Origin of the sequence: Bacillus sp. RC240, from assembly GCF_044907945.1 — a bacterium.
In the GTDB taxonomy this organism is placed as follows: domain Bacteria; phylum Bacillota; class Bacilli; order Bacillales; family Bacillaceae_G; genus Bacillus_A; species Bacillus_A mycoides.
In genome coordinates this window covers 40,834-56,245 of the sequence record NZ_JBIYCT010000005.1, presented here as the reverse complement: position 1 = coordinate 56,245, position 15,412 = coordinate 40,834, and the positions used below count along the sequence as shown (strand labels likewise).

Annotated in this window: 14 protein-coding genes; 8 read left to right on the top strand and 6 right to left on the bottom strand. The window is 33.1% G+C overall.

Features of this window, described 5'->3' with window-relative positions; translation table 11 throughout:
* Positions 1–426: 426 nt before the first annotated feature.
* On the top strand, positions 427–828 hold the full coding sequence (locus ABH955_RS17670) for a hypothetical protein (RefSeq protein WP_002143948.1): 402 nt from the start codon (positions 427–429) through the stop codon (positions 826–828).
* 117 nt (positions 829–945) lie between these two features.
* Here ABH955_RS17670 and ABH955_RS17665 read toward each other — a convergent pair whose 3' ends face one another.
* Positions 946–1,764: a glycoside hydrolase family 191 protein gene (locus tag ABH955_RS17665; RefSeq protein WP_016096433.1), complete on the bottom strand. Its 819-nt coding sequence runs from the start codon at positions 1,762–1,764 to the stop codon at positions 946–948.
* A 297-nt stretch (positions 1,765–2,061) separates the two neighbouring features.
* Between ABH955_RS17665 and ABH955_RS17660 the strand changes: the two genes are divergently transcribed.
* The 5 genes from ABH955_RS17660 to pelG are packed head-to-tail and all read left to right on the top strand — an operon-like array spanning position 2,062 to position 8,891.
* Complete coding sequence (locus tag ABH955_RS17660) at positions 2,062–3,285, top strand: GAF domain-containing protein (protein WP_113936122.1); 1,224 nt, start codon at positions 2,062–2,064, stop codon at positions 3,283–3,285.
* The gene (locus ABH955_RS17655) at positions 3,285–4,205 is read left to right on the top strand and encodes a tetratricopeptide repeat protein (RefSeq protein ID WP_063219271.1); all 921 of its coding nucleotides are present in this window, start codon (positions 3,285–3,287) and stop codon (positions 4,203–4,205) included. The genes ABH955_RS17660 and ABH955_RS17655 overlap by 1 nt, the downstream gene beginning before the upstream one ends.
* Complete coding sequence (locus ABH955_RS17650; protein WP_404454890.1) at positions 4,189–6,021, top strand: DUF2194 domain-containing protein; 1,833 nt, start codon at positions 4,189–4,191, stop codon at positions 6,019–6,021. Before ABH955_RS17655 ends, ABH955_RS17650 begins: the two co-directional genes overlap by 17 nt.
* Positions 6,022–6,024: 3 nt before the next feature.
* Entirely contained in the window at positions 6,025–7,446 is a 1,422-nt protein-coding gene (gene pelF, locus ABH955_RS17645) for a GT4 family glycosyltransferase PelF (protein ID WP_061673855.1), read from the top strand.
* Positions 7,434–8,891 carry an exopolysaccharide Pel transporter PelG gene (pelG, locus tag ABH955_RS17640; protein WP_404454895.1) on the top strand — a complete coding sequence of 486 codons (1,458 nt, stop codon included), beginning with the start codon at positions 7,434–7,436 and terminating at the stop codon, positions 8,889–8,891. The genes pelF and pelG overlap by 13 nt, the downstream gene beginning before the upstream one ends.
* 49 nt (positions 8,892–8,940) lie before the next feature.
* Here the strand turns inward: pelG and galE are convergent, their stop codons facing one another.
* Both galE and trhA read right to left on the bottom strand, forming a co-directional pair.
* Entirely contained in the window at positions 8,941–9,957 is a 1,017-nt protein-coding gene (gene galE / locus ABH955_RS17635; protein ID WP_002016440.1) for a UDP-glucose 4-epimerase GalE, read from the bottom strand.
* Between the two features lie 184 nt (positions 9,958–10,141).
* Complete coding sequence (trhA, locus tag ABH955_RS17630; protein ID WP_105586729.1) at positions 10,142–10,789, bottom strand: PAQR family membrane homeostasis protein TrhA; 648 nt, start codon at positions 10,787–10,789, stop codon at positions 10,142–10,144.
* 164 nt (positions 10,790–10,953) lie between these two features.
* Here trhA and ABH955_RS17625 point away from each other — a divergent pair, with 164 nt between their 5' ends.
* Positions 10,954–11,514: a DUF1836 domain-containing protein gene (locus tag ABH955_RS17625; protein ID WP_372488433.1), complete on the top strand. Its 561-nt coding sequence runs from the start codon at positions 10,954–10,956 to the stop codon at positions 11,512–11,514.
* Between the two features lie 44 nt (positions 11,515–11,558).
* Here the strand turns inward: ABH955_RS17625 and ABH955_RS17620 are convergent, their stop codons facing one another.
* From ABH955_RS17620 to ABH955_RS17610, 3 genes are all read right to left on the bottom strand, one after another.
* Positions 11,559–13,004 (bottom strand): DEAD/DEAH box helicase, encoded by a 1,446-nt coding sequence (locus ABH955_RS17620; protein ID WP_219300729.1) that lies wholly within the window; start codon positions 13,002–13,004, stop codon positions 11,559–11,561.
* A 179-nt stretch (positions 13,005–13,183) separates the two neighbouring features.
* Entirely contained in the window at positions 13,184–13,396 is a 213-nt protein-coding gene (locus tag ABH955_RS17615; RefSeq protein ID WP_404458020.1) for a lysozyme inhibitor LprI family protein, read from the bottom strand.
* A 12-nt stretch (positions 13,397–13,408) separates the two neighbouring features.
* Positions 13,409–14,149: a hypothetical protein gene (locus ABH955_RS17610; RefSeq protein ID WP_404458009.1), complete on the bottom strand. Its 741-nt coding sequence runs from the start codon at positions 14,147–14,149 to the stop codon at positions 13,409–13,411.
* Between the two features lie 271 nt (positions 14,150–14,420).
* Between ABH955_RS17610 and guaC the strand changes: the two genes are divergently transcribed.
* Positions 14,421–15,404 carry a GMP reductase gene (gene guaC, locus ABH955_RS17605; protein ID WP_002068771.1) on the top strand — a complete coding sequence of 328 codons (984 nt, stop codon included), beginning with the start codon at positions 14,421–14,423 and terminating at the stop codon, positions 15,402–15,404.
* The last annotated feature ends 8 nt before the right edge of the window (positions 15,405–15,412 follow it).

Sequence of the window (15,412 nt, the reverse complement as noted above, 5' to 3'; positions counted from 1 at the left end):
CTCAAAATTCAGCTGGAGCAAAGAAGTTAAGTGGGAGATCAACTGCCCGTAAAGCCCGATTGGTGAAGGCTAATAATCAGTGGGGATGAACAACCCCTACCCACTGATTAAAGTTTCACTTTATTATTTTTCTTCCTATTTAAAACTACATACATAATTTTTAATCTGAATAAGTCAGACTTCCTACCTTAAAAAATAACAAATTTAAAACGCTTTCAATAATAAATAACCCTATCAAAACATGAAATAGGATTCCTTGATTATAAACGTACTCTAACAATGATACAAGTGTTGGAATACTTTTCAATACTACGTTTTGAATTTCTATAAAAAATTAGTAGAATGATACATTTTCCCTATCTCATTCTATTAATTATTTGCATAGAATATCGTACACTCATATTAATTTAGAAAGGTTTGATATTTATGCCTCTTCATTATCCAAATCATTTTGTTTTTCACTCCACAGGTGTATTAACAAGAGAGCCTGCAACTGTTTCAGCAGTAGTAAACATTGTAAATTTAGATGCATATTACACACACCATGTAACTATAGAGGTTTGGGATTGGTCTAACTATTCTAATCCTGTAAAATTACCTGTACTACTTGGTGAAAATACGGAAGTAGCATTCCCATATATTTTACAAGGCAACCACTTAGCAGTTTTTTATGCTGATTTAGATGACTCTATTGATTTGTATGAAATCCGTATTTCTTATCCTGGCCACTCCAATATTGTTGCAAATTGTTTTGGGCGAAGTATCCCGCCATATACAAGCCAAGAAGGTAATACAGTATACCATAAACAACTCGTTCGAATTCATTAAATCTCCCCTATTATGTGAAAGGGGCTGGTCAGTAATACATTTATCTTTATAAGATAATCGTATTACTGACCTAAAGCGTGATAGTCAATCTTGATAGTTTCTCATTTTGAACACTTGCTATTTATCATAAATATCATTCGGATTTATTGTAGGAACAAATCCATTTGTAGAACTATATTTTTTAGATACATTATCTGGGGTCACGGTAAACGTTACAATTTTATTGCTTTGTTGTTTAAAATAACGCATCCAATTTTGACTCCATTCATCTTTCGCAATAACTTGTTTATTGAAGTCTTCCCACAATACACCATGTATAAAATTCAAGGATGTATTTTTGATTGTGTCAAATCCCCAATTCTGTATAAGAAGCAGGTTGGAATCAACACTTTTAATTTCTTTTAATAAATTTACATATGCTTCTCGAAATTTCCCTTGTGTAGACGGCTGATCATAAAAATAGTCATCAATATCACCAGCTGTATCTAAAAACACCCCATCTATTCCTTTTCCAATGACTTGCTGTTTCACCTTATTCACAACAATCCCACGGTAGTGTTCATCAGCTAAATTCATAATATATGTATCCCACTGCTCAATCTTCATTTTCTTACCATCTCTATAATAATAGTCTGATTCAACTACTTGCGATTTATGCCACGATTCTAATTCTAAAACACTAACATAGCCAAGAACTACCGTTCCTGATTTTTTTAATTGCTGAACCTGTTCTTTCGTAAATGCATATGGCTCTATAATAACCATGTCATACTTTGAAAGTCTCTCAATTACTTGCTCATTTGCTTCACCATAATAAATTTTATAACTTCGTACATTTTTTAAAACTGGTTCCACAACATTTGCTTGTGCGGATGTACTTGAGGAAAAAATAAAAGAAAATATAGCTAAAAAACATACGGAACGTTTCCACTCCATAATAATATTACCCCCTATACAACTGTAATTTTCTATTGTTTTAAATGTTAATACAAATATAGTAATACCATAACATTCTACATTTTTTCAAACTCGATTTTTTATAAAAATTCTAATAAATGCAATATATTAACAAAAATTAGAATTTATTTCACTTGAATTTACTACATCTCTGTTGATAAAATGATTTGGGCTTTATATATTATATATCTTAAAATAATTCTTTTAAATTATGTATTTTATTTCAGTGTACTATTCCTCAAAATTAAATTTGCAAACGAAAGAAGGGATTTTTTTATGCACTATAGACAATCTAATATATTCCAAAAGATGATTGAACCTACGATTCTCTTTATTGCACTATTTTTTCTATCAATACTAACTGATTTTCTTACACCAACGTATGAATACTTCTTACTCTTATTTATTACATTAATTATCTCTAGCCGATATGGCATATCTATTGCCATTTTCGCCTTTTTGGAAGCAATGATTTATATTTTTGTAAGCGGTATATATAAAGAAAATGATGTATTGTTGTACTTTTATTCATTAGATTACTGGATAAGTTGGATTTTCTTACTTGTTATTAGTTTATGCTGTGGACTGATGAGCACTGCACAAAAAGAACGTTATGAAGATGTACATATGATAAATAATGAGTTGAAAGCTGAAAATAAAGAATTAAAATATGTCGTGAAACAATTGGATGAAACACGTATTACACTACGTTCTCGTGTACTTGAATCAAATAACCACTTATCTAAAATGTATCATATGTTTAAAGCTTTAAATCATACACATCCTGAAATTGTACTCGATGAAGGAATGAATGTATTAAAAATGTATTTTGGAGCAAAAAAAATTGGTATCTATCACGTTGATAACAATAAACAATCGCTTCGTATTAAATTAAGAGCTGAAACTGGTAAAAATACATTATCCCAATCTATTTTCGTTAAAAACGCTTCCTTAGTCATCAAAAATGCGCTAGCGCATAATCGACCTTTTTTCCGTACAGATGAGGATTTTCAAGACGCTCCACTTTTAGTTGGTCCCGTCCTATTCCAAGATGATGTACAATACGTCATTATATTAGACGAAATCGAGTTTTCAAAAGTAACTTCTGAGCAATTCGAACTTTTCACATGGTATTTACGCTGGATGGGTGATCGTTTACAAAACGCTTCTAATCTTTGGCTATCCAGTCAAGAGGATCGCACATTCCCTAAAACAAGCATTTATTATGAAGATGAATTTGAACATTTACTAAAAATAGAAAAGAAACGTTACGAAACATTATCTTATCCATATTCCTATTTTGAGTTCAATGCTCCACAAGATTCTTTAGGAATGATAAATTCTATTTTAAAAGACCACTTGCGAGATATCGATATATTCGGTTATAGTACAACCGAGCAGAAAATCATGATTTTATTACCTGGCACTGAAGAACAGTTTTATATACAAGTTCAAACTCGTATACAAAACGCTCTTTCTTCTAAAGGAGTGATAGTCTAATGATTTTACTCCTTCTTTATTTTATTTATGTTATTTTGGTTTTTCTTTTATTTCGATTTACGAAAAGTTTGATTACTAAAGATAAAAAAGGAATTATTGAATTTTGCTTGATTCTATCTCTTCTTTTCCCACTTATCGGACTTATTGTATCAGCAATCATGTTATTACTTAATATAAGACGCTCCAAAACCGAGTGGTTACAGCAATACTCTGATTATGTTGCCTTTCACGTTGATAATTACGAAGATATTTTGGAATCAGCAAAACAAGATATGGACTTAATTTCATTTTCTTCTGGATTAGAACTAGATAAGCCTGAATTACATAAACAACTCATTGTACAGTTAAGCTCCTCCTCTATTGCTAATGAAGGAGGCTTATTGAAAGAAGCCATTCACCATAAAGATCCTGAAACTGTGCATTACGCAGCAACTACTATTAATTTACTAAATGAACGGTACGAAAAACAAATCGAATACTTAAATAAGCAATTTCTACAAAATCCACAAAATGAAATTGCAAAAGAATTGGTTTCTAACTATTTAAGATATATAAACAGTGGTCTTCTTTCTAATCAGCAAAAAGAAAAAATAATCGCTAAATTTATGAATTTTATTACACAAGGTGTAGAACTATTCCCTAACGAACCTCTTTACCCTTTCCATCTTGGAAATCTGTTTCTACACACAAAACAATATGCAAAGTCTGAAGAACAATTTTTAAAGCTTATTCATTTCTATCCTGAATCATATTACGGTTACGTTGGTTTACTTGAAATATATTATGAGCAACAGTTATGGGACGAGCTCTATAACTTAATCAATAATCTAACGGATGCAAAAAGAGTTCATATACTACCGCGTAAATATCAATTATTTGTAAGGCAGTTTGGAGGCGCACACATTGAAAAAGGGGATTAATATATATATCGGGATTATTAGTATCATTTTATTTCTCTTAATTTTATCCATCCTTATATATCGAACAGAAAATTTTTATCAAAAGTTTTCTGTTCCTAAAACTAAAGAAACAGATACTGTTAAAACACTCAAAGCAAAAGATGTAACTCAAAATGGACAAAAAATGCAATTATACGTTTTAAAAACGGATAATACATTAGGGCAACAAGTCGAATTTAATACGAAGAAGGCAATGGATTACGCACACCTACACTATAAAGATATTACAGCTAATGAAATTAAGGGACTTACACCCTCTCCCTATACAGGGATTATTATTACAGGTGAAATAATGGAGCAACTTCCACAAGCTGATATTCAAAATTTTGTACAAATGGGCGGAAGAATTATTATCGCAAACCGACTTGATTCAGATCCTTCCTGGAACACATTATTTGGTATTACCCAAAAAGAAGGTTTCAAAGATGCGAAAGGATTAACCTTTGAAGAAGTTTTATTCCCTGGTTATCCAGATCTCTCAAGTTCTTCTCCATTGTTTACTCATAGCTCAATGAATATTACGCTAGATGAGAATACAACTAATACTTGGATTACAGCGGAAGATACTCCCATCCTTTGGACCAATGACTACGGTGAAGGAAAAGTCTTATATTGGAATACAACAGCATTGAACGATAAATTAGGTAGAGGTATGTTCGTTCAATCACTGGGTACTATTTTCCCGACTTTCGCTTCAGCACAACTTGGAGCGGAGATTATGTATATCGATGACTTCCCATCTCCGATTCCAAGTGGAGAACTAAAAAACTTAACGAAAGAAAAAATTTCTGTTGAAGAATTTTATAAAAAACATTGGTGGAAAAATATGAAGGATATCTCTGAAGATCTTGATATTAAATATACGGGTGTTGCCATTGGGACGTACCAAAATAAAGTAACGCCACCCTTTGAAGATTTCACAGGTAAAAATAGAAATACCTATTTATTATTTGGGAGAGAATTACTAAGTCACGGCGGGGAAATAGGCATTCATGGCTATAACCATCAACCTTTATTATTACCACCAGATCCAGTAGATAAAGCACTTGAATATGTTCCATGGAATTCACAAGAGGATATGGAGAGCTCCTTAGATGCTCTGCAAAAACTCGTGTATAACTTCTTTCCAAACGAAAAATTAAAAACCTATGTACCACCATCCAATATTATAAATACAGCTGGATTAAGTGCATTAAACGACGCAGTTCCAACTATGGAAACAGTTGCTTCTCTATATGTGGGAAGTAAAAATAACGGTAGTTTAATTCAAGAATTTGGACCAGATGAACATAATAAAAACATTTATCACTTCCCGCGCATTACGAGCGGCTATGCTATCACAGATGAAGAGCAATTTATCTTAACTGATGTTACCGCAAATTTAGGGGTTATCTCACATTTCGTCCATCCAGATGATATCCTTGATGAAAAACGCTCAGGTAATTTAACATGGGAAGAATTATTTAAAGCTTATAAAAAGACAATTAAAGAAATACGAGAAAGATATCCTTATATAAAAAGTATGACCCAAAGTGAAGCAACTGCTTCTATGAAAATTTATCAAACTGGTGACCTAGATGTTTCTTATGAAGATGATGCTGTTCACATTGCATATAAAGGGTTACCAAACCATACTTCAACAATTATACGTGTAGAAGAAGGTAAGAAGATACAACCTGGCTCATTCTCTTACGGTACAGTTAAAAAGCTTGATTCCCAAATTTATAGCGTTACGTTAACGAAAGCCAGCGCTACGATTCCAATTAAAGGAGCATAACAGATGAGAATAGGTTTGGTCGTTGAAGGCAGTTATCCCTTTGTAAGTGGAGGGGTAGCAAGCTGGGTTCAAATGATTATCCAGCAGTTTAAAGAACATGAATTTACGATTTTCGCGATAGTCCCTCAAGTAAAAACAGAAGATGAATATCAATATGAAATTCCAAGCAATGTAAAAGACATCATTCTGATTCCTTTGCAATCAGAAAATGAAGCAAAACATATAAAAACTAATTTAACTAAACAAGAAGTACAGACACTTCAAAAATGGTTTACATTTCAAGCCAACGATACAACAGCATTACAAATATTAGGGAATAAACAAAAACTAGGAACACTCCATTCCTTCTTCGAAAGCCGTGAGTTTTATGCAATTGTTAAAGAAAGCTATTTATATGAAGAAAGTAGTGGATCCTTCTTAAATTACTTTTGGATGTGGAGATCTATGTTCACACCAATCATTCAAATTTTACAAATTGATTTTCCTGAATTAGATCTTATTCATTCTGTATCGACAGGGTATGGTGGATTGCTTGGTGCTGCAATTAGTGCCAAGTCCGATATACCATTTATTCTAACTGAACACGGTATTTATTCTCGGGAGCGTGAAGAAGAAATACTACAATCTACTTGGATACCAATTGAATATAAAAAAAGATGGGTTTCTTTCTTTCATCACTTGTCTCATCAAGCATATGAACAAGCCGCTGATGTAATTACGTTGTTCGGCCGAAATAGTGCATATCAAAAAGAATTAGGTGCTCCGGCCCATAAACTAAAAATCGTTCCAAATGGCGTTACTTTATCTGACTATAAAGGGTTACGTAAGCCAAAATACAATTCGGATAAACTCATCATTTCCGCTATTATACGAGTTGTGCCAATTAAAGATGTAAAAACAATGATTTATGCAGCTAAATTATTATTAGAAAAAGATATTCCATTTATATTTTACTTACTAGGTCCTGATACAGAAGAAGCAGAATATGCTCAGGAATGTCGTGATTTAATTCAACAATTAGGATTAGAAGAGCATGTAATAATGACCGGCAAAGTAAATATTAAAGATTACTTAAAACAAACAGATATTCTCGTATTAACAAGTATATCTGAAGGACAACCATTAGCTATGTTAGAAGGAATGGCAGCAGGATTACCATGGGTTGTTACAGATGTCGGCTCTTGTAAGGAATTAATTTACGGACAAGATGAAGATCCTTACGGACAATGTGGATTTGTTGTACCACCTGTATCTCCTGAACAAGTTGCCATTCATTTAGAGTGGTATTATCGTCACCCTGAATCCATTCAACAATTTGGGGATAACGGGCGCAATCGTATTGAAGCGCACTATCAATTATCAGGTGTCGTTGATAGTTATCGTAAGCTTTACTTAGAAAGAGGTAAAAAAACATGGCAGGGATAGGATTTCGTTTACAAAAATTATTCCAAGAAGACTACTATTCTTCCAGAATAAAAGCGTACGGATTTTCATTATTTGTTACAGCTGGTCCTTGGTTAGTCGTTATTTTAGCAGTAACAGCTATTCGATACATTTTAAGTTTGTTCCATTCTATTTCAATTGAGGAACAGCGCCTTTTCACAATTTCAATTTCATACTGCTTCATTTTTTCTCAAATCATATATGGTGCCTTACAGCTCATCGTAACTAGATATGTGGCCGACCTTTTATACGAGCAAAAAGCTGATAAAGTATTTTCTTCCTTTTTAGGAATGACGAAAATCACACTTTTTTTAGCTATTATCTTATGGATTTTGTTTGCAATTTTTACACCATTAGCCTTGTATTATAAAATCGTGATGCTATTTTTATTTTTAGCTTTAAACATCATTTGGATTCAATCCATTTATTTAACAGCAGCTAAAGATTATCAGTCCATCGCTCTTGCATTTTTAATTGGTTCCATTTTCTCCTTATCTGGAATTGCGCTTATTGCTTACTGGCATCCAACACTTGGAATAGAACACGGATTGGCCCTATTACTTTTAATTTCTTTTACAATCGGGACTTTCATTACATTAGTGTGGTTAAGTATAGTTATTGTACGAATGTTTCCAAATAGTGATGCTACTGAACAATTTACCTTTCTTTCTTATTTAGATAAATATCCAGAACTATTTTGGTCAAGCTTACTTTACAATATTGGCATTTGGGTATGTAACTTTGTTATTTGGTTCGGAGAAGGGCGAGGAAATATTGAAAACACGTTTATTTATCATCAAATTTATGATACATCTGTTTTCTGGGCTTATTTAAGCATTATCCCAACCTATATTTTCTTCGTAGTATCCATTGAAACAAGGTTTTATGAACGGTATAAGAAGTTCTTCGGTTCAGTTAACAATGGGGCGACATTAAATACAATTTTACAATTAAAAGAATCAATGAACTTTGTCCTAAAGCAAGAAATGGAACGAATACTTCGTAATCAAGGTATTTTTTCTTTACTTATTATTTTTATAATATGGATGTTTAGTTCGCAATCTGGGAACGTAACACTTGAATACTCTATTTTGCAGCTGACTATAATTGGTGCTTATGCAAACGGGATGATCCTTGTTATCACATTACTACTCTTATATTTTGAAGATCGTAAAGGAGCATTTCGAACATCAGCCCTGTTCTTTTTTGCAAACCTGTTATTAAGTCTTCTTCTACTTCCATTTGGATTTAATGGTTACGGTATTAGTTTTGCACTCGGATCTTCTATTACATTCTTATATGCTATTTCTAGACTCTTTACTTACATTAAAGATATTGATTACTATACGTTTTGTCAGTCAAATACTCCTATAAAAAGGCGAACTTTCTTTACTAAATTTGCTAATAAACTTAATGGAAATAAATAAATAAAAATGACCTTTTGCTCCCGCAAAAGGTCATTTTTTTATCTGTTTATTAAACTTCTAGATAGCCATTTTTGTTATTTGATTGCCATCTCCAAGAGTCTGCACACATCTCTTCTAATCCGCGTTTTGCTTCCCATCCTAATTCACGCTTCGCTTTCGATGCATCTGCAAAACATACTGCCACATCACCAGGACGACGTTCCGTAATTTTATAAGGAACTTCCTTGCCTGAAACTTTTTCAAATGCTTCAACCATTTCTAATACACTATAACCAGTACCTGTACCGAGATTGTATGCATCTATCCCAGTAGTGCCAAGTACCTTTTCAAGCGCCTTTACATGGCCATTTGCTAAGTCTACAACATGAATATAATCACGGACACCCGTGCCATCTTTTGTTGGATAGTCATTTCCAAATACACTTAATTCCTTTAACTTCCCTACTGCTACTTGTGTTACATATGGCATTAAGTTATTTGGAATTCCGTTTGGATCTTCTCCAATACGTCCACTTTCATGTGCACCAAATGGGTTGAAATAACGAAGTAATGTGATACTCCATTCTGCATCCGCAAATGCTACGTCACGCATAATTTGTTCAATCATTAATTTCGTTTGACCATATGGATTTGTTGCACTTAATGGAAACTCCTCCGTAATTGGTGATGTTTCTGGAATACCATACACTGTTGCAGACGAACTGAAGATCATCTTCTTCACATCATGCTTCTGCATCACTTCACATAGCACTAATGTGCTTGTAATGTTGTTATGATAATACGTTAACGGAATTTCTACTGATTCCCCTACAGCCTTAAAGCCTGCAAAGTGAATAACAGCTTCAATTGTATTTTCTTCAAAAATCGTATCAAGTGCTTCTCGATTTAAAATATCTTCTTTATAAAATTTAAACTGTTTTCCTGTTATCTCTGTCACTCGATTTATAGACTCTACTGAGCTATTCGAAAGATTATCTACTACTATAATTTCGTAACCGTTTTTTAGTAATTCTACGCATGTATGACTACCAATATATCCTGCTCCACCTGTTACAAGTATTGCCATAATTATAGTCCTCCATATTTCATTCATTATAAACTTCTCAAAGTATATCACATATTTCTTATCATATGTTTATTATGCGAACACAGAAACTTACATTTTATCCCATGATTTTTTGTACAATACACGATTCAAATCAGGTAATAAAAAAAACGCCACATAACAGACATCGCGTGGCGTTTTTTGATTAAATTACGTAACAATATACACTTAGAAAATGTGCAAGACTACCTAACAATACAAAAACATGAAAAATTTCATGGTGTCCCATATATTTAAACTCCAACCATTTTGGCTTCGCACCGTAAATAAACCCACCAATTGTATAAAAAATGCCTCCAAGTACTAAGAAAATAATACCTCCTGTACTTAGATTCTCAGCTAGCGGTGCAAAGAATAGAACAATTAGCCAACCCATCAGAAGATAAATTGCTGTCGATAACCATCTTGGACAATTAAACCAAAACATTTTAAAAACAATACCACAAATTGCCGTTGCATAAACTAAACAGAATAATAGTAAACCATTTGCCGAATTTAATGTAATTAAGCAAAAGGGTGCATATGTACCTGCAATTAATATGAAAATCATAGAATGATCTAGCTTCCTAAAGAAATAAATAACACGTTCACTAGCTACGACACTATGATACACAGCTGATGCCATATAAAGGACCATCATCCCGATACCGAATAAAATAACAGCTGTAATTGCAGCAACAGATGGCATCTTAACAGAAACTTTCACAAGCATAGCTAATAATGCAATAAATGATAATACAGCTCCTCCTAAGTGAGTAAATGCATTAACTGGTTCTCTTACATAAACATTCATATAAACACCCCTCATATAATTACATGTAGTTTTAATAACTACATGTAATTATATACATATTTTCCGTGCGGGTCAACATTTACAATTCATTTGTTTCGTAATACCATATTTAAAGATATACTAAACATTAAGTTCCACTAAGTTATAAAAGTGAGGGGTTCTACGTGGAAAATATAAATAAATTACTTGAATCATTACATTTAGAAAAAAGTATTAAACTTGAGGATATCCCAAATGTCGACTTATATGTAGACCAAGTTGTCCAACTATTTGAGAATACTTATGTGGATACAACGAGAACTAATGATGAAAAAGTATTAACAAAAACAATGATTAACAATTACGCAAAAGGGAAATTATTCATCCCTATCAAAAATAAAAAGTATTCAAAAGAACATATGATTTTAATCAGCTTAATTTATCAATTAAAAGGAGCTCTTTCCATTAATGATATAAAAAGCTCCTTAGAAAATATAAATGCACCGTTAATAAACGATGATACATTCGAATTAAACACTCTATATAAAGATTACCTTTCTCTTACTGACACCAATGTGGAAAGCTTTAAGCAAGACGTGAATAACCGTGTTAAGGAAGTAAACGAGGTTTCTTCCTTAGAAGATCCAAAGCTAGAAAAGTTTTTATTACTAACATCCTTCGTGACTATGAGTAATATGTATAGACGTTTAGCAGAGAAATTAGTTGATGACCTCAAAGAAACTTAAACAAAAAAACTATCCATCTGTTAGAGGTGGATAGTTTTTTTTGTTTACTTAATTGCTTCATGAACCTTTAATTGTTTCCCTTTAATCGTTGTGTTTTTCATAATTTTTAAAACAAGTGGTCCTTTTCCATTTAATATTTCAACGTAAGAAACATTGTCTTGTATTGTAATAATGCCTATATCTTCTGCTGTAACACCTTTAATTTTAGCAATTGTACCGACGAAATCTACCGCCCTAATTTTCTTTTTCTTCCCGCCATTAAAGTACAATTTCATAATTCCTTTGTTTAGGCCTGCATTTTTATCTTTCTTTATAATTGGTTTAGCATGTATCTTTTCCTCAAATACTGCTTTACCTTTCATAACTTCTTCTTTTGAAGGTGCAAGTGCCTTTGGAATTTCAAAGCCAATGTACTCCTCAATCTCTTCTAAAAATCTATTTTCATACGGCGTCATGAATGTAATAGCTTTCCCGTTATTACCAGCTCGTCCCGTTCTTCCCGTACGATGTACATAACTTTCTTTTTCTAATGGAATATCATAGTTAATAACATGTGTAATATTATCAATATCAATTCCTCTAGCAGCTACGTCTGTCGCTACTAAATAACGGAACTTCCCTTTTCTAAAATCGTCCATAACTTCAAAACGATCTTCTTGTACCATACCACCATGTATTTTGTCACAAGGATAGTTAACCCGCTTTAACTGTTGAAATACGTGATCTACATTTTCTTGCGTACGGCAAAAAATAATACAACTATCTGGATTCTCAATCGTTGTTACATCTTTAAGAAGTGAAAGCTTCTCCTCTTCTCTCATCTCAAAAAGTGTATGTTCAATCTTATCTGTTGTAATCCCGGTAGCCTTAATTTCAATATGCGTTGGCGAATCCATATACGTACGAGATAACTTTTCAACATCTTTTGGAAGTGTTGCTGAAAATAGCATTGTCATTCGTTTTTTAGGTAATTCGTCAATAATTGCCTCTACTTGATCGATAAAACCCATATTCAGCATTTCATCCGCTTCATCAATAACTAAATACTTCAAACACTCTAAAGAAAGGGTACCTTTTTCAATATGATCTAACACACGGCCAGGAGTCCCAACTACAATATGTGTTTTTTGCTTTAACTCTAATTTTTGACGTGCAAATGGAGATTTACCATAAACTGCAGCGGCCTTAATTCTTTTGAAACGACCTATATTCGTAATGTCTTCTTTTACTTGCACCGCAAGCTCTCTCGTCGGTGTTAAAACTAGAGCTTGTGGCTTATTCTCTTCCCACTCCACCATTTCACAAAGTGGTATGCCAAATGAAGCGGTTTTTCCACTTCCAGTCTGTGATTTCACGACAAGGTCTTTCTTTTGCAAGGCAACTGGAATAACCTCTCCTTGCACTTCCGTTGGATGTTCATATCCTAAACCAGTAAGTGCTCTTACAATTTCTTTACTTAATGCATAATCAGCAAAACTTTTTTTACTCATATGTTAACCTCTTTTTATTCTGTATTATTTTCTTTTTTCGCTTTTCCTATCAATGAATCATCATATACCTTATTATGACCTTATTCATTATACTTGAAAGCTCACATAAAAAGGCGAATCATTCGTGATTCGCCTGACTAAACAAAAGGATCTTCTATTTTAAAAACTTGTTAAAAATATTATTCCATATATTGCTCAACTAACTGATAACATCTTTCCCTCGTACTATTTGCATTCGATGAAATAGTTGCTATCCCTGATAATGTTCCCCGCCCAGATTCATTCCAAGCTTCTTCCGCCTTGCGATCTCGATACGTAATCCATTCACGCTGTTTCTCTCTCAAAGTGTTCATTTCACTTGTAGAAAGTTGCTTTTTCAAAACAGCATAAATCTCATTTAAAGCTTAATCCCATGCATCGTATCTTTTAACTTCCCCTTCTTTCATTTCAGTTGTAATTCCGTTCTCATATAAGTAATCGAGCTTTTTCAAACTCTCCTCAATACTATTTAGTTTAGTAATATATTCTGCCTTCTGACCGGTAATAACACTTTCTTTCTTCGGCTTCTCTTCTATTACTTTTTCTTCCTTACGGTTCTCATCTTTTGTTTTATCTACATCTACCGCCCTCGGCACACTCTGTATAATTTGTTCATTCGCATTTTGATAATATATTTTAAACTGTTCTTTCCCTTTCGTTTCCCTAATAATTACGTTAAGTTGCTCTTTTACATCCGCAAACTTCTGCTCGTTTTTCAACTCCTCTACTTTAACTAGCATTTGCTTATATTTTTCTTCCTCATCTTTTTGATTAGCTAAAACTTCTCGTTTTTCTTTTGCTTGTTTGGCTAATATAACTGAACTAGCAGAATCATTTTCAATTTCCCTCAATAACGAAATTGCTCGGTCTATATTACTTTCCTGTAATGCTTCAATCATTTTATTTGTTTGATTCACCTTCAGTCTTACTTCCCGATCATCCTTCTTTTCTTCTAATGCTAATTCAAAAGATGCGACTGCTCTATCGTATTCTTTATTTTCCAATGCTAAATCTCCTTGTTTCTCTGCCTTATCAAATGCATCATTATTGCTACATCCGGCAGTAACCAACAAAGTTATTCCTATTATTAGTATTAATTTTTTCATAGTATTTCCCCAGCCCCCTCGCTCAAAATAAGAAGCATACATACAATCTTATGCAATTATCGCAACTTTCCTTTCTTTTTTATAAACGAACATTATGCATAAGAAATCTATTTAAATTCGTTTTTAACGTTATTTTTAAAATATATTGGCTTCTTTTTAAAAAAACGTTAAGAAAATCTTTGACTTCTTACTGAAAATGATGTAAATTATCCTATGGACGAACATTTTCAATCAATAAAAATAAAATATTCGTATTTTAGGGGTGTAAATGATGGAAAACGTATTTGACTATGAAGATATTCAATTAATTCCTGCAAAATGCATTGTAAATAGCCGATCTGAATGTGATACAACTGTCACTTTAGGAAAACATAAATTTAAATTACCTGTTGTACCTGCAAATATGCAAACGATTATTGATGAAAGAATCGCAACTTATTTAGCTGAAAATAATTACTTCTATATCATGCATCGTTTCCAACCAGAGAAACGAATTTCATTCATTAGAGATATGCAATCACGTGGATTAATTGCTTCAATCAGCGTTGGTGTTAAAGAAGACGAGTACGAATTCGTACAACAATTAGCTGCTGAGCAACTTTCACCTGAATACATTACAATCGATATCGCACATGGTCACTCTAACGCTGTGATCAACATGATTCAACATATTAAAAAACATTTACCAGAAAGCTTCGTTATCGCTGGAAACGTTGGAACTCCAGAAGCGGTAAGAGAATTAGAAAACGCTGGTGCTGATGCAACAAAAGTTGGCATTGGACCTGGTAAAGTTTGTATTACTAAAATTAAAACAGGCTTTGGAACTGGCGGTTGGCAGCTAGCTGCACTTCGCTGGTGTGCAAAAGCTGCAAGTAAGCCAATTATCGCTGACGGTGGTATTCGTACACATGGCGACGTAGCTAAATCAATTCGATTTGGAGCAACTATGGTTATGGTCGGTTCTCTATTCGCAGGTCATGAAGAGTCTCCAGGGGAAACAATCGAAAAAGATGGCAAACTTTATAAAGAGTACTTCGGTTCAGCTTCTGAATTCCAAAAAGGTGAGAAGAAAAACGTTGAAGGTAAGAAAATGTTCGTTGAGCATAAAGGTTCTTTAGAAGACACTTTAATCGAAATGGAACAAGATCTTCAATCTTCTATCTCTTACGCTGGTGGAACAAAATTAGACGCAATTCGTACTGTAGATTATGTAGTCGTGAAAAACTCTATTTTCAACGGTGACAAAGTATATTAATTTATAAA